The organism is Paenibacillus sp. TSA_86.1, assembly GCF_052691815.1.
Window position 1 is genome coordinate 719,974 of the sequence record NZ_JBQZGE010000001.1, and the last position, 15,735, is coordinate 735,708.

Below are 15,735 nucleotides of genomic sequence, written 5' to 3' on the forward strand. Positions count from 1 at the left end.
TATGCAGTGATTCAATGTTAGACGCATATATGAATAAGACACATCTTAGCATAATTAAACAATATAAATCCAGAACACTTCCAGACCATTTAAAGGTACTCATTTATGGGAGCTGTGGAACTGTCTTGAAAGGTCGAGAAATTGAAAAAAACATAAAAAACATAACAAAACAAAGAATGAATCAGACAATCTCTGACTCATCCTTTGTTTTGTTTGGTCATACAATATAAATTCTAGATAAGAGGTTATAACTACCTTGTTTTGGATTGTATAAAGGCATTATGAAGAGGAACTTGAAATCTAATTAAGGATGATTTAAGTAGGTTGCTAGCTAATTTAAACTGTTGAAAAAAACTTTTTGATAGTGGGAGATGAGTATCATCTTCAAGAATAATTTCGTATCCATCCCATTGATTAGATGAGATCGTTTTTATGAATTTGATATTAACAAGATAGCTCTTATGACATTGAAATAAAAAGGGAGAGCTAAGATTTACGATATCTTTGAGACTGGATGAACTAGTTAAAATCGTATTGTTGGTCAAGTGTAAATTGGCTAAAGTTTTCCCGCTTTTAACAATATATTTAATAGTGTTTTCGAGAAGAATCATTTTTTTTCCTTCATTTTTTATGGTTATAAAGTTTACAAAATCTTTGTCGTGCTCCATAACCTGTGCAAGTTCGTTCTCATAGAGCTGTTTTGACTCAATCTCAATAGATTTTACCAGAGTATTGAGACTCGAAAAGTGCAGTGATACAGGAGAATCCATTAAACATGATTCAAGTTGTTTATAGAATTCGAATTCTGTATAGTCGCCCAGTACTATTAATTTAATTCTTTTATTTTCTTGGAAATTAATGATTTTTATAATTTGAGGAAGAAGTGTTATTGATTCTTTTGTTATTTCATAAATGATAATGCATGAACTGTGATCTTGGATGTAGCATTCAAGATGATCTATTGATCTTAGAAGACTAATGTTATTTCTAACCCTATTACACAAGTTTAATTTCAAACAATATTTCTTGGATAATACAGCTACATCTGGATAGTATTTTAGTATTTATTTGATCTCCTTTTCAGGTCAATCTGAGATTATCACCGTGGCCTATGTATTTATCATTCTCAAAGCAAGCCACTTAGCATTATGCGCAGATAACAAATAAATTCATTTTTGTGTAAACGACTATCAGCATAATCTTGTAATTCATTGACTGAACAACGAACAATTAACAAGGGGAAATTCAATATATATGTTCATAATTGATTATAAGGATGACTGATAAAAAAGTCAAAATTTGTGATTTAATAATATGATTTGATAGATACTTACAAAAATTTGATATAAAAATAGACATAATTCTACAATATAATACATTCTATACATATAAAACATTGGAAAAAATGAATTATACTCTCAATTCATTCTCATAATTGCCATTTTGCTTTACTATTTATGGCATAGCTATTTCATATTTTGCTTGGCCAGCAAAAAAAAACTAAAACACTTTTATTAGGAGGCTTTTATTATGGTATGTGCTAATGCTTGTCCAACTGGATTCAATGCCGGTACTCCACAAATAGGCGACGATAAGGGCTGTGCTTCAACTACAGATTGTGTTCGCACACGTTGGTTATATCACTATTATACTCCTTGTAGTAATAGTAAAGGACAAATTCAAGTATGGAAGTATTGTAACTCCGAATGGGGAGATTGTTGCTAGAATTTTCTGCTAAAAAAGGGTGCCTAATTATAGGCACCTAATTTAATATCATTTGGATTAATATATTTACATGAAGGAAGTGGATTAATGTTAGTGGACAAGAAAGACTATAGGAACATTTTGAAAAAAAGATCTATTGCGCCTTTCCCGATTGGGAACATAATACAAAACAAGTTTCATTATTCACGAAATTCTGCTGAAGCTGAAATTGAGTGGGGAGAAACAGGTACACTTGTTTTCTTTATGAGTAAGACATGTGAAATGTGCGATTTTTCTAATATAGAATCTTATTCTAAATTGTTTCATTTTAAGACATATATTTTTGTCGAAGCTAATGATGAGTATATTGAAATTTTAACGGAAAAATTTCCGAATTACAAAATTTTTAAAAGTAATTTTTCTATACTGTTAAAAGAATTGAATATTGAGGTAGTACCTCTCGTTTATGCTCTTAATAAACTAGGACAGCTTGTTGCTGCGGGAGCTTTTAATTCCTATGAAAGTTTAGTGAGAAGAATACTTCCGTTAGTTGAGGTTTTTGGAACAGGGAGAATAATTCATGAAAGTGATCACTGAAAAGCTGAAGGTTTTTATTATATCTTTTCGGGAAGTATGGAAGATAGATAGAAAATACGTCATATTAAATTTATTTTTGACCATATTAACTCCTTTTCAATTAAATGCTTCTATATATTTAGGAGCTCAGCTGATAAATAATATTTCTGCTCAGAACTTTGCATTTTGGACTACTATTCATATTTTAATCATTATTATAGTATTGGAACTTGTTGTTCAAATTTTCACTCAAATTAAATCAAAGTATAGCATTGCTTTTACGGAAAAATTTAATATTTATCAAAAAATAAAACTGGCAGATTATCATTATTACGCAATTGGTTTAGTTGAAAAAGAGAATCCGCAGTTTCATGGGAAAGCAAACTTTAATGAGTTTGCTCTTACTAAAATGGAGAGTAACTATCAAAGTCTTCTTACGTTGGTATCGCTTATTATAGGGATTTCTTTATCTTCAATATTAATTCAGAAATTAGATGTTTTTGTTTTTCTGCTTTTGATAGTTATTTGTATTTTACGTTCATATTTGGAATTAAAGACTATAAGAAGTCGGATGGAAATAACTAATATATTACAAACTTCGCATCGTTCCTATGGATATCTGAGTCAACTGTTAAATGATTTTTCTCTGCATAAAGAATTAATGGTTAACCAGATTTATGAATTTATCAAAGGGCTTTGGTTGAAGAGAAGAAAAGTTGCTTTTGATTTACAGTATAACATTGAGATAAAGACAATAAATTACGTAACGCTGAGTAAAGTTATTTCTATTTTATTCAAGCTTTTTTTAATGGTTTTACTCGTGTATGGGATATTTAAAGGAGAGCTAAAGATCGGCGATTATATGGCAATAACAATGGCGGTACCCCTTATTGAAGCTAACATCTTAAGTTTTGTGAATATTATGGGTAAGTTTTATGAGAACACAGCTTATCTAACAACAGTTGATGATAAGATCATTGATAATCATAAAAATAAAGAGCGAAATTCAAAAATTCAGATTAATAGTATAGAATCCATTGATATTAAAAATCTTTCCTTTAGGTACCCCAATAGAGAGAACAAGGCATTGAAAAACATCAGTCTTAACATAAAAAAAGGTGAGAAAATAGCTATTGTTGGAGATAATGCTTCTGGAAAAACCACACTTACTAAACTGCTCTTAGGTTTATATGATTCTCCAGATGATAGCATTTATATAAATAGTAGAAAAATATCTGATATAGATATGACATCTATGTGGCAGCAAGTGAGCGCGATTTTTCAGGATTTCACTAGGTTTCAACTTGATATTCGTCACAACATTGCTGTTTCTGATATTAACAAATTAAATGATGATGATTCTATTTTAAAGACTCTAACTCAATTTGGAATAATGAATATTATAGATTCTAAAAAAGGATTGGAAACAGAATTAGGGTATCTCTCTGAAGATTCAATCAATTTATCCGGTGGACAGTGGCAACGCATAGCTTTGGCTAGAGCGATGTTCAAAAATGCTTCGCTTGTTGTTCTTGATGAGCCAACATCTGCCATTGATCCTAATAGTGAATTAAGATTACTTACAGATCTCATCAACGCATCGACTGATAGAACATTGCTAATTATTACACATCGGATTGGGATTGCGGCCAAGGTAGATAGAATAATAGTTATGAAAGAAGGAGAGATAGCGGAAACAGGGACACATTTGGAATTGATTCAAAAGAGAGGTCACTACTACGAGATGTGGATGATACAAAAAGAACTATACACCGACAAGCAAGAGGAGGTTTTATGTTGATTACTCAAATGGTTAGTTATAGCAGTGTCATTGATTATAAAGGCAACAAAATAAACTTTTCAAAAGAAAAGTGTCAGCTTTTTTTGTTTGTTTCTTTGTATTGTAATCATTGTGTTGATTTTTTGCCTGAAATCACAAGTTTGCGTAACAAAATCCCAAATATCGAATTTGTCTTATTCTGTAATGGAGATGAAGAAGAACATGACGGATTAATTGAGTATTTTAACTGGGATTTTCCGGTTGTACACATTGAAACTGAGGATGCCACACTAATGTATGATATTAATACTTTTCCTTACTTTATTTTCATAAAAGAAAACCAAAAAGTTCTAGGAGAATCTTTGACTAAGTGGGAGAAATACGAACATATTCTTTTAGAGGAGTCTGACAAAAAATGATTGCATTTATGGGTCAGTTATTCCTCGCAGGTCTATTCTTAGTATCCTCTATTTCTAAATGTCTTGATATGAATGAATTTCGTATGAGCATTAAAGAATTTGGGGTTGTTGATGATAAACGATTAATCACTATCGGCTCTTACTTTTTTGTTTTTATAGAAATTATGTCTGCCTATCTCTTAATTAATATGTTCAGTCATGTTTTTTCGCTTATTTTACCTGTAGGAATGATGACCTTGTTTGTTATTGTCTTTATTAAAGTGATTTTGGAGAAAAAAAAGCTGAAGTGTAATTGCTTCGGTAAAAGCGACAAAGGAACTAATAATATTTATGCTGTTATTAGGAATTTAGTCATCATTGGTTTGATTGTTTTCTGCTGGATCTATCAGAGTGATGATCTATTATCTCCATTAGATAATTTTCTGATTTTCACGATCGTGCTCTTCATCTCATTTATAATATGTTTTGTGAAAGATCATTATTTTGAGAAAAGAAAGGAAATACAGAATGCATAATATTTTAAACTATTTATTATGTTTCTCAATAATCAGTTTGATTATTATATCCACAAAGATATTGAAAAAAAATAATGATAATCGAAAATTGTTGGCAATAGTTAAAGCAATTAATGTAAACAATATATCACTCAATGAACTTGGGGATAGTTTCAACCTCATTTTCATTGATCCAGCAACTGAACAAAAATTTAATAATCTTTCGTTAAAAGATGAAGAATACTTGGTGTTTTACCAAGCTCCTCAATATCGGATAAAATTATTTGAGAAAAAAGTCCCGAAAAACATGATGATCTGCAGTGATTTTGATAAAAAAATATTGAATTCTTTAGAAATAAGAAGTTTTCCTTGTTTAATTGAGGTAAATCTAAACAATTTTAAACTTAGTAAAACATATGGGGGGTAACTATAATGCAAGCGAATTCTTTTATAGTTAACAATTGTGAATTTGAGCAAGTAGGCGAGAAAAAACAAATCATTCATTCAGCTCCTCTAGAATCTATTACTCTGCCAACATTGCCTTATGTAAACGATTTATATGCTGTATTAGAACTTACTGAACTTGAAAAAGGTCAAGACATTGCGTTGTTTATCACCATTACTGATGGTAAAGGCAAGATCATTGCTTTTACGGATGAAAATAATACGATGGCTATTGGCGAAAAAATGAAAACCTTTTGTAAGATACAAGTTGTTCACAGTATGAAAGGGAATCATCAATTAACTTTATATTGCAATGGTGAGCCATTACATATTTATGATTATAGTATAATATGTGAAGATCCATATTTAATTTATTCTGACGAGATTGAACTCGCCAATCTGAGATCTAAAATTGAGATTTGATATCGTATAATAAAGCGAATATGCTAGTAAAACATAAGGGGGTTGCACAAATCCTCTTTTTTAGTTTTTTTTTTTCTTGTACAGTGTTGTACAATGTACAGTGACACCTAAACCTAACTAAAGAACAATTTATTTTTGATTCGGAAATAAATAAAAAGGTTAAGGTTAGTGTATAATTGTGGTACGTATCTAAATTTTTAAGGAGGGGGCTCGCATTTCAAACAAAAAAATTGACAAATGAATCAAATTCGATTAAAACTATATGACGTTAAAATATATTGCCAACAGACAAAAATATATGGCATTTAATCAATTATTTGATGAAATTTAAAAACGGGGGTCAGTAAAGTGATTAATAACATAATGATAGTCCTTCAAGTTTTTTTCGGACTTGTGGGATTGTACCAATTGTTTCTTTCCTTTTTTGGTTGGTACAGAAAGAAAGAAGAGATTACACATGCTCCGAAAAAAACATTTGCCTTGTTAGTGGCAGCTCACAATGAAGAGCAGGTTGTAGGAGCTCTGTTAGAGAATCTTCAACAGATGAAATATCCGCGAGAAATGTATGATATTTTTGTAATATGTGATAACTGTACCGACGGTACAGAAGCAATATCTAACAGTTACGATGGAGTTACAGCTTGTGTAAGAACGGATCTTGAAAAAAGAGGTAAGGGTTTTGCTATTGAGTGGATGCTCAACAAACTTTGGGAAATGCCAAAGTCTTATGATGCAGTTGTAGTATTTGATGCGGATAACCTTGTTAACACTAATTTCCTTCAGTACATGAATAATGACTTGTGTAATGGACGTCAAGTTATCCAAGGATATCTCGACACTAAAAATCCAAGCGATTCTTGGATTAGTGCTTCTAACGCCATAAATTATTGGTTCTGTAATCGTTTGTGGCAACTCCCGAGATATAATTTAGGGTTAGCCAATTTCCTGGGGGGCACAGGAATGTGCTTTGACAGCAATTTGCTCAAAGAAATGGGCTGGGGAGCTACAAGCTTAGTTGAAGATTTAGAGTTTACTGTTCGTTGTATCCAAAGAAACATCTATCCAAAATTTAATTTTGACGCTAAAGTTTACGATGAAAAACCACTAACGTTCAAAGCTTCTGCTAGGCAGCGTTTAAGATGGATGCAAGGTCACTTTGAAGTCACCAGAAAACATTTAATCCCGCTTCTGTTCCAAGGGATTAAAGAAAGAAGCATGACTAAAATTGACGCAGCGTTATATGTTTTTAATTCATACAATTTTCTGTTTGGCTTTTTCATCACTATAGTTTTCTACCTGAATTACCTTCTACCGGTAAATTCACAATTAATTTCAGTGTATGGTTACTTGCCGATCTGGCTGTCTGTGCCTTTCATGATTTATGGTCTGTTACAGTTGCCGTTAGCCATGTATCTTGAAAAAGTAAGTTCTAAAATGTACTTTAGAATTATTACTTATCCGATATTTTTGCTTTCTTGGTGGCCTATCACAGTTCACGCATTCTTTACGCAAAATAACAAACAGTGGAGCCATACACAGCATACAAGAGGAGTTCGCCTGGAAGAAGTACAAAGTAAACAGGGATGAGTTCCGTTTTAATTACACTGTTTCAAAAAAAAGAATTCATGTGTTGACAATGATGTGTAACTGATGTTATAGTATTCAAGTGCGTTAAACAAATAGCAAAATGGAATCACAAGAAGAAGTCCGACTTCTCACCTGACCAACATAAGTTGGCTGGTCAACGATCCCAATGATTTATGAAGTGTATACTCATGAAGAATTGTGTTGATTACAGGGATGTCGGTAGCTTGACCGGCATCCCTTTTATTTTTGTGTAACTGGATATTCAAAATGACCTGGAGGTGGACGGTTATTAGTAAAGATCACATGATTAATGACGAGATTCGGGCGAAAGAAGTACGCCTTGTCGGAGCTGAAGGAGAACAAATCGGGATTACTCCCATTCGTGAAGCACTTCAAATGGCAATTGACCTGAACTTGGACCTGGTTAATGTGGCCCCACAGGCTAAACCGCCGGTGTGCCGCATCATGGACTATGGCAAATTCCGCTATGAGCAACAAAAGAAAGACAAAGAAGCCCGTAAGAACCAGAAAATTGTTGATATTAAAGAAGTATGGTTCCGTTCCAATATTGAGGAGCACGATTATCAAACGAAGCTTCGTAATGTAGTCAAGTTTTTGAAAGAAGGCGACAAAGTGAAATGCTCCGTTCGTTATCGTGGACGTGAGATTGCACACGCTTCTATTGGTCAACGGATTTTGGAACGCGTTAAGGTGGAAGTTGCAGAACTTTGTACCGTTGAACGTCAACCAAAACTGGAAGGCCGCAGTATGATCATGATTTTGGCTCCTAAAGCCTGATAACATTGGAGGAGGAAACACAACATGCCTAAAATGAAAACACACAGCAGTTTGAAAGGACGCTTCAAAATTACCGGTTCCGGTAAAGTCCTTCGTTACAAAGCTCACAAAAATCACTTGCTTTCTCACAAATCCAAACGTGCGAAGCGCGTCCTGAACGGTAACCCAGTTATGGCTGCCGGAGATGTTAGACGTTTGAAACAAGGCTTGGCTAACCTGAAAGGTTAAATCAAAAAAGTAGATTCCGTATGGGGGATTGGCTTCGGCCTTACACATACCACGGATACATTTATATTTATTTGGGAGGTTCTTTAATATGGCAAGAGTAAAAGGCGGTTTTGTAGTACGTCGTCGTCATAAAAAGGTTTTGAAACTGGCAAGAGGTTATTTCGGTTCCAAACACCGTATCTTTAAAACAGCTAATGAGCAAGTAATGAAATCCCTGGTATACGCATACCGTGACCGTCGCAACACGAAACGTAACTTCCGCAGACTGTGGATCGTTCGTATCAATGCTGCAGCACGTATGAATGGTTTGTCTTACAACAAACTGATCCACGGATTGAAACTTGCTGGAGTAGATATGAACCGCAAAATGTTGGCTGATCTGGCCGTTAACGACATCAATGCGTTCAACTCTTTGGCTACTGTAGCTAAAGGCAAAATCAACGCTTAAATTGTATTATGTAAGCCGCCGTACTACGGCGGCTTTTTTTACGGCTAGGGAATAAGAATGGCATAGGAAGAACAACCTAAACATATCGCAGAAGCTTGAAGTGAAGGTAAACTGCGAGCGCCGTGGGTGAATAACGCAACATGACATTACATAAAACACGATCGGTGAAAAAGTACAAAGAAAATAGATTTTTTTGCATGGGTTTTGAAAGCAGTGTGATATTTATGTTACGCAACATCACATTGCTATAACGTTAGCGTGTTAAAACGCTAAATTATTAAGCGCTTTCAGTAAAAAAAGTACAAAAATAAGTGAACTTTGGTGATTATACATCTGGATTTTAACACTGGTTGATTGTATAATCACCTCTAGTAGCCTAGTCCTAGATTTTTCTTTTCGGGTCGTAATGTTCGGTTTTTCGACAGTTGAGCAGAAGTTGCATGCATAAGAATGCGCTTTTATTGAGCCATTAACGAAACATTTCGCTTATAACCTGCTCTTCCTTCCAGTTGATCCGTGCAATGCAGACAAGATTTGAAAGGGACATATTATTAAGGGGGAAAAAGAGAAATGAAAAAAATGCTCAGCCTGTCTCTAGTGATGTTGCTGGCAGTATCGGTTATGCTCGCAGGATGCGGTAGCAAACCGAAAGAAGAGTCTAATGCCGGAGGAAACAACGGTGGTGCTGCGACTGAAGCTAAATCCGATGTTCAAATCGGTATGGTAACTGACGTAGGCGGCGTTAACGACAAATCCTTTAACCAATCTGCTTGGGAAGCTCTTCAAGCAACTGAAACTGAAACAGGTGCTAAAGTTAAATACCTGCAAAGTAAATCCGACGAAGAATATATTCCAAACCTGAACGAATTCGTTAAAGGTGGATACAGTCTGACTTGGGGTATCGGTTTCCAATTGGCTGATGCGATCAAAACGGTAGCTGGGCAAAACCCTGATGCTAAACTGGCGATCATCGACAGCGTAGTGGATGCACCTAACGTGAAATCCGTAACATTCGCTGAAGAAGAAGGGTCTTTCCTGGTTGGTGTTGTTGCTGGTCTGTCAACAAAAACAAACAAAGTTGGTTTCGTAGGTGGTATGGACAGCCCGCTGATCAAAAAGTTTGAAGTTGGTTTCAGAGAAGGGGTTAAAGCAGTAAACCCTAAAGCTGAATTCATTTCAAACTACACAGGTGCTTTTGACAAGCCTGATCTGGGTAAAGCAGCTGCAGCTACACTTTACAACAAAGGCGTAGACATTATTTTCCACGCTTCCGGTGCGACAGGTAACGGTGTGTTCAATGAAGCAAGTGCTCGTAAGAAACAAGGTCAAGAGGTATGGGTAATCGGTGTAGACAAAGACCAATCTTTGGAATTTGGCGACGAAATTACACTGACTTCCATGATCAAAAAAGTAGACGAAGCGGTTAAACGCGTAAATAAAGAAGTCGTTGACGGTAAATTTGCTGGTGGATCTGAAAATCTGACGCTGAAAGAAAACGGCGTAGGTATTGCAGACACTTCCAGTAAAAATGTAAAACCAGATGTTCTGGCTAAAGTTGACGAATACAAAGAAAAAATCATCAGCGGCGAGATCAAAGTACCTACTGAGTAATACGAATAAGTAGCCATTTTGATATTCGCTGTATCATAATCACTGGGGCCGGTCTTGACCGGCCTTGTGATTGTAAAGACAGGAACATTTGATCAAGCCATAATAACATTTGTACAAGCTAACAACTGTAACAATGCTCCGGGTAGGAGCTTTTCTTTCGTTTGCGGAACACACTATATTAGTTATAAGGGTGATTACATGGGTGCAGCAACCCCCGTCGTTGAGTTGAAACAAATAACGAAGCGTTTCCCAGGCATTGTTGCCAACGACGCCATCAGCCTTCAGCTCCAGAAAGGCGAGATCCATGCTCTACTGGGCGAAAACGGCGCTGGTAAGTCAACATTGATGAACATTGTTTTTGGTCTCTATCAGCCGGATGAAGGTTCCATTGAAGTGAATGGCAAACCTGTCATCATCGACAGCCCGAACCGGGCAATTGATCTTGGCATCGGTATGGTGCATCAGCATTTCAAGCTTGTGCAGCCGTTCACGGTAACAGAGAACATTATTTTGGGATCCGAGCCTATGAAGGGTCTCAATATTAACTATAAAAAAGCCGCTGCAGAAGTACAGCGTTTGTCCGAGCAATATGGACTTAAGGTTAATCCTCACGCCAAAATTCATGATATTTCTGTCGGCATGCAACAACGTGTTGAGATTGTAAAAACATTGTATCGCGGTGCAGACATTTTGATCTTTGATGAACCAACAGCGGTACTTACGCCGCAAGAGATCAAAGAGCTAATGATTATCATGAAAAAACTTGTTGCAGAGGGCAAGTCAATCATCCTGATTACACACAAGTTGAAAGAAATCATGGAAATTTCGGATACGGTAACCATTATTCGTCGCGGTAAAGTTATTGACTCGGTCAAAACATCGGAAACAAACCCGAATGAGCTGGCAGAGAAAATGGTTGGTCGCAACGTTACGTTCAAAGTAGACAAGAAGCCTGCTACACCTGGAGCTAACGTCCTTGAGGTTAGCAAACTGACGGCTAAAAACAAAGATGGTATCGCGGTTCTGAACGAATTGAATCTAAATGTACGTGCCGGAGAAATTGTTGGTATTGCCGGAGTTGATGGGAATGGGCAGAGTGAATTGATCGAAGCCCTCACCGGTCTGCGCAAAGTGGACAGCGGATCGATCCGTTTGGAAGGAAAAGAGCTCTCCAATCATTCCCCTCGTCATATCTCGGAATCAGGCGTTGCTCATATTCCGGAGGATAGACATAAGCACGGACTTGTACTGGATTTCTCAGTGAGCGAAAATATCGTTCTGGAATCGTATTACAAGGAACCCTATACACGCAAAGGTTTCTTGAACTTTGACGCGATCAAAAAACAGGCTAAGCGGCTTGTTGAATCATTTGACGTGCGCACACCAAGCATCGAGACGAAAGCGCGTTCTCTGTCTGGAGGGAACCAGCAGAAGGCTATTATTGCCCGTGAGGTCGATAAAAATCCTGAATTGCTGATTGCCGCCCAGCCAACACGGGGTTTGGACGTAGGGGCTATCGAGTTTGTACAAAAGCAGTTGATCGCTCAACGTGACCAAGGCAAGGCCGTTCTGCTCATTTCGTTTGAACTCGATGAGATCATGAACGTCTCGGATCGCATCGCGGTTATCTATGAAGGACAGATCGTTGGCGAGGTGCTGCCGGAAGAAACCAATGACAGGGAGCTCGGCTTGATGATGGCGGGCAGCACCCAAAAGAGAGGTACTGCGCATGAATAAGGTATTAAAATGGTTTACCCGAGATTCATTTATTTTGCCTGTTGTGGCAATTTTGATGGGGCTTATTCTCGGTGGGATTGTGATGATGATTGGTGGATATAACCCGTTTGAAGCTTATGGTGCCTTGTTCAAAAAAGTATTTGGCGACATGTACAACTTCGGTGAAGCTGTTAGGGAAATGACTCCGCTCATCATGACGGGACTAGCCTTCGCTTTTGCTGCCCGTGCCGGTTTGTTCAATATCGGGGGCGAAGGACAGTTTCTTGTAGGTATGACAGCAGCTACCTTCGTTGGTGTAAAGTTCGCAGGTCTGCCTATTTATATTCACGCACCGCTGGCGCTGATTGCAGGTGCAGTATTTGGCGGGCTCTGGGCCGCGATTGCTGGTTATCTGAAAGCAGCCCGTGGAGTAAACGAAGTAATCAGCAGCATCATGCTGAACTGGATTGGTCTATATTTGGCTAATTTGGTTGTTCGTCAATTTTTGCTGTTGCAAGGAGAGAATCGCTCTGTAAATATTAGCGAGTCAGCTTCCATCAGTCTGACCTGGCTTTCAGAGTTGATGGGTAACTCACGTGTTCATATGGGTACGTTGATTGCTCTTGTAATGGCAGTGCTCTTTTATATTTACATGTGGAAAACAAAACAGGGTTTTGAAATCCGTGCCGTCGGTTATAACCCGAATGCAGCGGAGTATGCGGGAATGCACGTCAACCGGAATATCGTAAAAGCGATGTTTATCAGTGGTATGCTTGCAGGGCTTGGCGGAGCGTTCCAGGTTCTTGGGGTCTTCCAGTATCAGACGGTAATGTCTGGTTCGCCAGGTACTGGTTTTGACGGTATTGCGGTAGCTCTGATTGGTTTGAATCATCCGTTTGGAGTACTTCTGGGTGCATTGCTCTTTGGTACGCTCACTTACGGTTCTGCAGGTATGAGCTTTGCTGCGGATGTACCACCTGAGATTATTCGGATTGTCATCGGTTCGATTATCTTCTTTATTGCCGCACAAGGCATCGTGCGCTGGGTACTTAAACCGTTCTATTCCAAGCGCAAGAAAGAGAAGGTGTTGTAGATGGACTTCTTGACAATCGGGCAAATTATCAACACGACGCTTGTCTTTGCTACGGCATTGATTTTTGCTTCCCTCGGCGGGATTTTCTCGGAAAAATCCGGGGTAACGAACCTCGGACTTGAAGGTTTTATGGTATTTGGTGCTTTTGCAGCGGGTATTGGTGCTCACTATGCTCAAGAAGCGGGTATGGGCGGAACAACTTCCGCTTGGATGGGTGTACTGCTTGCCATCGTGCTTGGTGTACTTGTTTCGCTTATTCACGCAGTGGCTTCCATTACGTTCAAAGCTGACCAAATTATTAGCGGTATCGTGATTAACTTTTTGGCAGCAGGAAGTACACTGTATTTGGTCAAACTGTTATTCGAGGGTTCAGGTGATTCACCTCTGGTTCAAGGATTCAGCAAATTCAATGTACCATTTCTTGAAGACATTCCATTGCTGGGAGAGGCGTTCTTCAAAAATGTGTATCCAACGACTTACTTGGCGATTTTGTTTGTGTTCGTGACATATTACATCATGTTTAAGACGCCATTTGGACTTCGTTTGCGTTCTGTAGGCGAACATCCAAGTGCGGCCGATACGGTTGGTATCAAAGTGCGTCGTTACCGTTACATCGCTGTTATGATCAGTGGTGCTCTTGCAGCTATTGGTGGAGCGGCGATTACACTGACAACAACAGGTACGTTCTCACATAATACTGTTTCCGGCCAAGGTTATATTGCGATTGCAGCAATGATCTTTGGTAAATGGAATCCAATTGGTGCCTTTGGTGCGGCTGTATTCTTCGGGTTTTCTCAAGCCATCCGTAACTATGTGCAGTTGTTCGAATGGTCGCAAAGTATTCCCCAGGAAATTATTTTCATGTTGCCTTATCTGCTCACGATCATCGTTCTTGTGGCTGCGGTTGGACGTTCTTCGGCTCCGTCTGCGCTGGGTGAACCATACGATCCGGGTAAAAGATAATGACAATGACACCATTTCATTAGTGTCACAGATGTTTATAAAAAAAGATCCGCAACCAAGCGGATCTTTTTTTGTGCAATCCATTTGAAAGTACCCAACTTTTTCGGTAGGGACAAAGAAACAGGCGAATCTGGTGATGGACGAATACACTGTTTTGAATGATCCGAGGAGGAGGGATAGTATGAGAAAACATGTTACGCGTACTGAAGCGATGAAACTTATAGGCAAAAATATTGTGGCGGTCAAAAAAGACGGTACTCGGGTTACAGGGAAGCTATTAAAAGTTTCAGGCAATAAACTCGTTCTCAAGCGTTCAGGTGGAAAAAAAGTACGTACCAAAGCTATTTTGCCTTTGGTATTATTTGATCTGCTCGCCATTGCGACGTTGCCTTATGCTTATGGTTCTGGTCCAGGTTTTGGTTCCGGGTATGGCCCAGGTCCGAAACAGGATTGTTGCCAGGGGTATGGCCCTGGTTATGGACCGGGACCGGGATACGGCCCTGGCCCAGGATATGGTCCTTACGGTCCTGGACCGAGACCACCAGGACTTTTCTAGGATACAATTAAAGTCTCTTTTCCATTTCATAACAACGGCTTATCATAATATATCTCAGTATTTGATATCCATTTTTTTGATAAAATTGAGTTCCTTTTGCATTACCTTCGTCTACCATGACTTTGGATTTTCTACAGCCACGGGATAGCGCAAAATTCTCTGCTTTATGCAGTAAATTATGTCCGTAACGTTTGCGCTGCTCTTTCGGACTTACGGCCATCATATCCACGTATAGTAATTCTCCGTGCATGAGAAAATGAATGAATGCGACAGCAGCTTTATTCGGCTCCGGCGAGATTACAAAGGTCATGCCCCTGTTCATCCGCAGGGGTATTTCTTTGCGTATTTTATGGATTTCCTTCTCGCTCATATGTGACAAAGGAACAAGCTGTGTGTCAATCAGCTTCATAATTGCGCCGTCATCCAGTTTGGATGAACGCTGACGAATGATCATGCGGAGCCTCCTTTCAAGTCCACTCTTGCGGCCTGTATATCTTATGCCTGAGGCTAGATAAAAGGTGACTGCATGAAGGTCAGGCATTGGGGAAATCATAGAGTGAAGAGCAGGTTTGAAAAGTGGTCTGCATATTTTTATCAAAAACAGGTATTGACTTATCGCTTGGAGGAATCATATAATGTTCCTAACATTTAACGAGAATATTTGATCGGCTATGAAGAGGACGAAGTTTTAAGGGCTCTTTTGCTCAGAGAGTGGATGGATCTGCTGAAACCACCACCATTACCCCTTATATACGAGCTCACCTCGGAGCTGTTTTCCTGAAAAGCACTGGATCGTCAAATCCATTGCGTATTAGGGGGAATCGTAAGTCTGCGTTACAGACAACAGGTATGGGAGACGACTTTGTTCGTTTGAACATCGTTTTGTTATACCTGG

17 protein-coding genes are annotated in these 15,735 nt (G+C 38.2%); 15 read left to right on the forward strand and 2 right to left on the reverse strand.

Going from position 1 to position 15,735, the window contains the following annotated elements:
• Positions 1–251: 251 nt before the first annotated feature.
• Positions 252–770 carry a LytR/AlgR family response regulator transcription factor gene (locus tag ACUTVW_RS03375; protein ID WP_445644481.1) on the reverse strand — a complete coding sequence of 173 codons (519 nt, stop codon included), beginning with the start codon at positions 768–770 and terminating at the stop codon, positions 252–254.
• A 1,042-nt stretch (positions 771–1,812) separates the two neighbouring features.
• Here ACUTVW_RS03375 and ACUTVW_RS03380 point away from each other — a divergent pair.
• The 15 genes from ACUTVW_RS03380 (at position 1,813) to ACUTVW_RS03450 (ending at position 14,840) form a co-directional block, all read left to right on the forward strand.
• Positions 1,813–2,301, forward strand: coding sequence for a hypothetical protein (locus ACUTVW_RS03380; protein WP_445644482.1), 489 nt, complete (start codon positions 1,813–1,815; stop codon positions 2,299–2,301).
• On the forward strand, positions 2,285–4,081 hold the full coding sequence (locus ACUTVW_RS03385; RefSeq protein WP_445644483.1) for an ATP-binding cassette domain-containing protein: 1,797 nt from the start codon (positions 2,285–2,287) through the stop codon (positions 4,079–4,081). Before ACUTVW_RS03380 ends, ACUTVW_RS03385 begins: the two co-directional genes overlap by 17 nt.
• A complete protein-coding gene (locus ACUTVW_RS03390; RefSeq protein ID WP_445644484.1) occupies positions 4,075–4,479 on the forward strand; it encodes a TlpA family protein disulfide reductase in 405 nt (134 codons plus the stop codon). Before ACUTVW_RS03385 ends, ACUTVW_RS03390 begins: the two co-directional genes overlap by 7 nt.
• Positions 4,476–4,994: a MauE/DoxX family redox-associated membrane protein gene (locus tag ACUTVW_RS03395; RefSeq protein WP_445644485.1), complete on the forward strand. Its 519-nt coding sequence runs from the start codon at positions 4,476–4,478 to the stop codon at positions 4,992–4,994. Before ACUTVW_RS03390 ends, ACUTVW_RS03395 begins: the two co-directional genes overlap by 4 nt.
• The gene (locus ACUTVW_RS03400; RefSeq protein ID WP_445644486.1) at positions 4,987–5,400 is read left to right on the forward strand and encodes a hypothetical protein; all 414 of its coding nucleotides are present in this window, start codon (positions 4,987–4,989) and stop codon (positions 5,398–5,400) included. Before ACUTVW_RS03395 ends, ACUTVW_RS03400 begins: the two co-directional genes overlap by 8 nt.
• A gap of 5 nt (positions 5,401–5,405) precedes the next feature.
• Positions 5,406–5,840 carry a hypothetical protein gene (locus ACUTVW_RS03405; protein WP_445644487.1) on the forward strand — a complete coding sequence of 145 codons (435 nt, stop codon included), beginning with the start codon at positions 5,406–5,408 and terminating at the stop codon, positions 5,838–5,840.
• 348 nt (positions 5,841–6,188) lie between these two features.
• Positions 6,189–7,427 carry a glycosyltransferase family 2 protein gene (locus ACUTVW_RS03410; RefSeq protein WP_445644488.1) on the forward strand — a complete coding sequence of 413 codons (1,239 nt, stop codon included), beginning with the start codon at positions 6,189–6,191 and terminating at the stop codon, positions 7,425–7,427.
• Positions 7,428–7,730: 303 nt separating this feature from the next.
• Positions 7,731–8,225, forward strand: coding sequence for a translation initiation factor IF-3 (gene infC / locus ACUTVW_RS03415; protein ID WP_434753053.1), 495 nt, complete (start codon positions 7,731–7,733; stop codon positions 8,223–8,225).
• 24 nt (positions 8,226–8,249) lie between these two features.
• Positions 8,250–8,453: a 50S ribosomal protein L35 gene (gene rpmI / locus ACUTVW_RS03420; RefSeq protein ID WP_017689665.1), complete on the forward strand. Its 204-nt coding sequence runs from the start codon at positions 8,250–8,252 to the stop codon at positions 8,451–8,453.
• A gap of 88 nt (positions 8,454–8,541) precedes the next feature.
• On the forward strand, positions 8,542–8,901 hold the full coding sequence (gene rplT, locus ACUTVW_RS03425) for a 50S ribosomal protein L20 (RefSeq protein ID WP_017689664.1): 360 nt from the start codon (positions 8,542–8,544) through the stop codon (positions 8,899–8,901).
• Positions 8,902–9,471: 570 nt separating this feature from the next.
• Entirely contained in the window at positions 9,472–10,512 is a 1,041-nt protein-coding gene (locus tag ACUTVW_RS03430) for a BMP family lipoprotein (RefSeq protein ID WP_434752141.1), read from the forward strand.
• 198 nt (positions 10,513–10,710) lie between these two features.
• Positions 10,711–12,249 (forward strand): ABC transporter ATP-binding protein, encoded by a 1,539-nt coding sequence (locus ACUTVW_RS03435; protein WP_445644489.1) that lies wholly within the window; start codon positions 10,711–10,713, stop codon positions 12,247–12,249.
• Positions 12,242–13,321 carry an ABC transporter permease gene (locus ACUTVW_RS03440; protein ID WP_445644490.1) on the forward strand — a complete coding sequence of 360 codons (1,080 nt, stop codon included), beginning with the start codon at positions 12,242–12,244 and terminating at the stop codon, positions 13,319–13,321. Before ACUTVW_RS03435 ends, ACUTVW_RS03440 begins: the two co-directional genes overlap by 8 nt.
• The gene (locus ACUTVW_RS03445) at positions 13,322–14,284 is read left to right on the forward strand and encodes an ABC transporter permease (RefSeq protein ID WP_434752138.1); all 963 of its coding nucleotides are present in this window, start codon (positions 13,322–13,324) and stop codon (positions 14,282–14,284) included.
• Positions 14,285–14,465: 181 nt separating this feature from the next.
• A complete protein-coding gene (locus ACUTVW_RS03450) occupies positions 14,466–14,840 on the forward strand; it encodes a hypothetical protein (RefSeq protein ID WP_445644491.1) in 375 nt (124 codons plus the stop codon).
• Positions 14,841–14,847: 7 nt separating this feature from the next.
• On the opposite strand, the gene ACUTVW_RS03455 is transcribed toward ACUTVW_RS03450, so the two are convergent.
• The gene (locus tag ACUTVW_RS03455; protein WP_445644972.1) at positions 14,848–15,291 is read right to left on the reverse strand and encodes a GNAT family N-acetyltransferase; all 444 of its coding nucleotides are present in this window, start codon (positions 15,289–15,291) and stop codon (positions 14,848–14,850) included.
• Positions 15,292–15,735 lie beyond the last annotated feature (444 nt).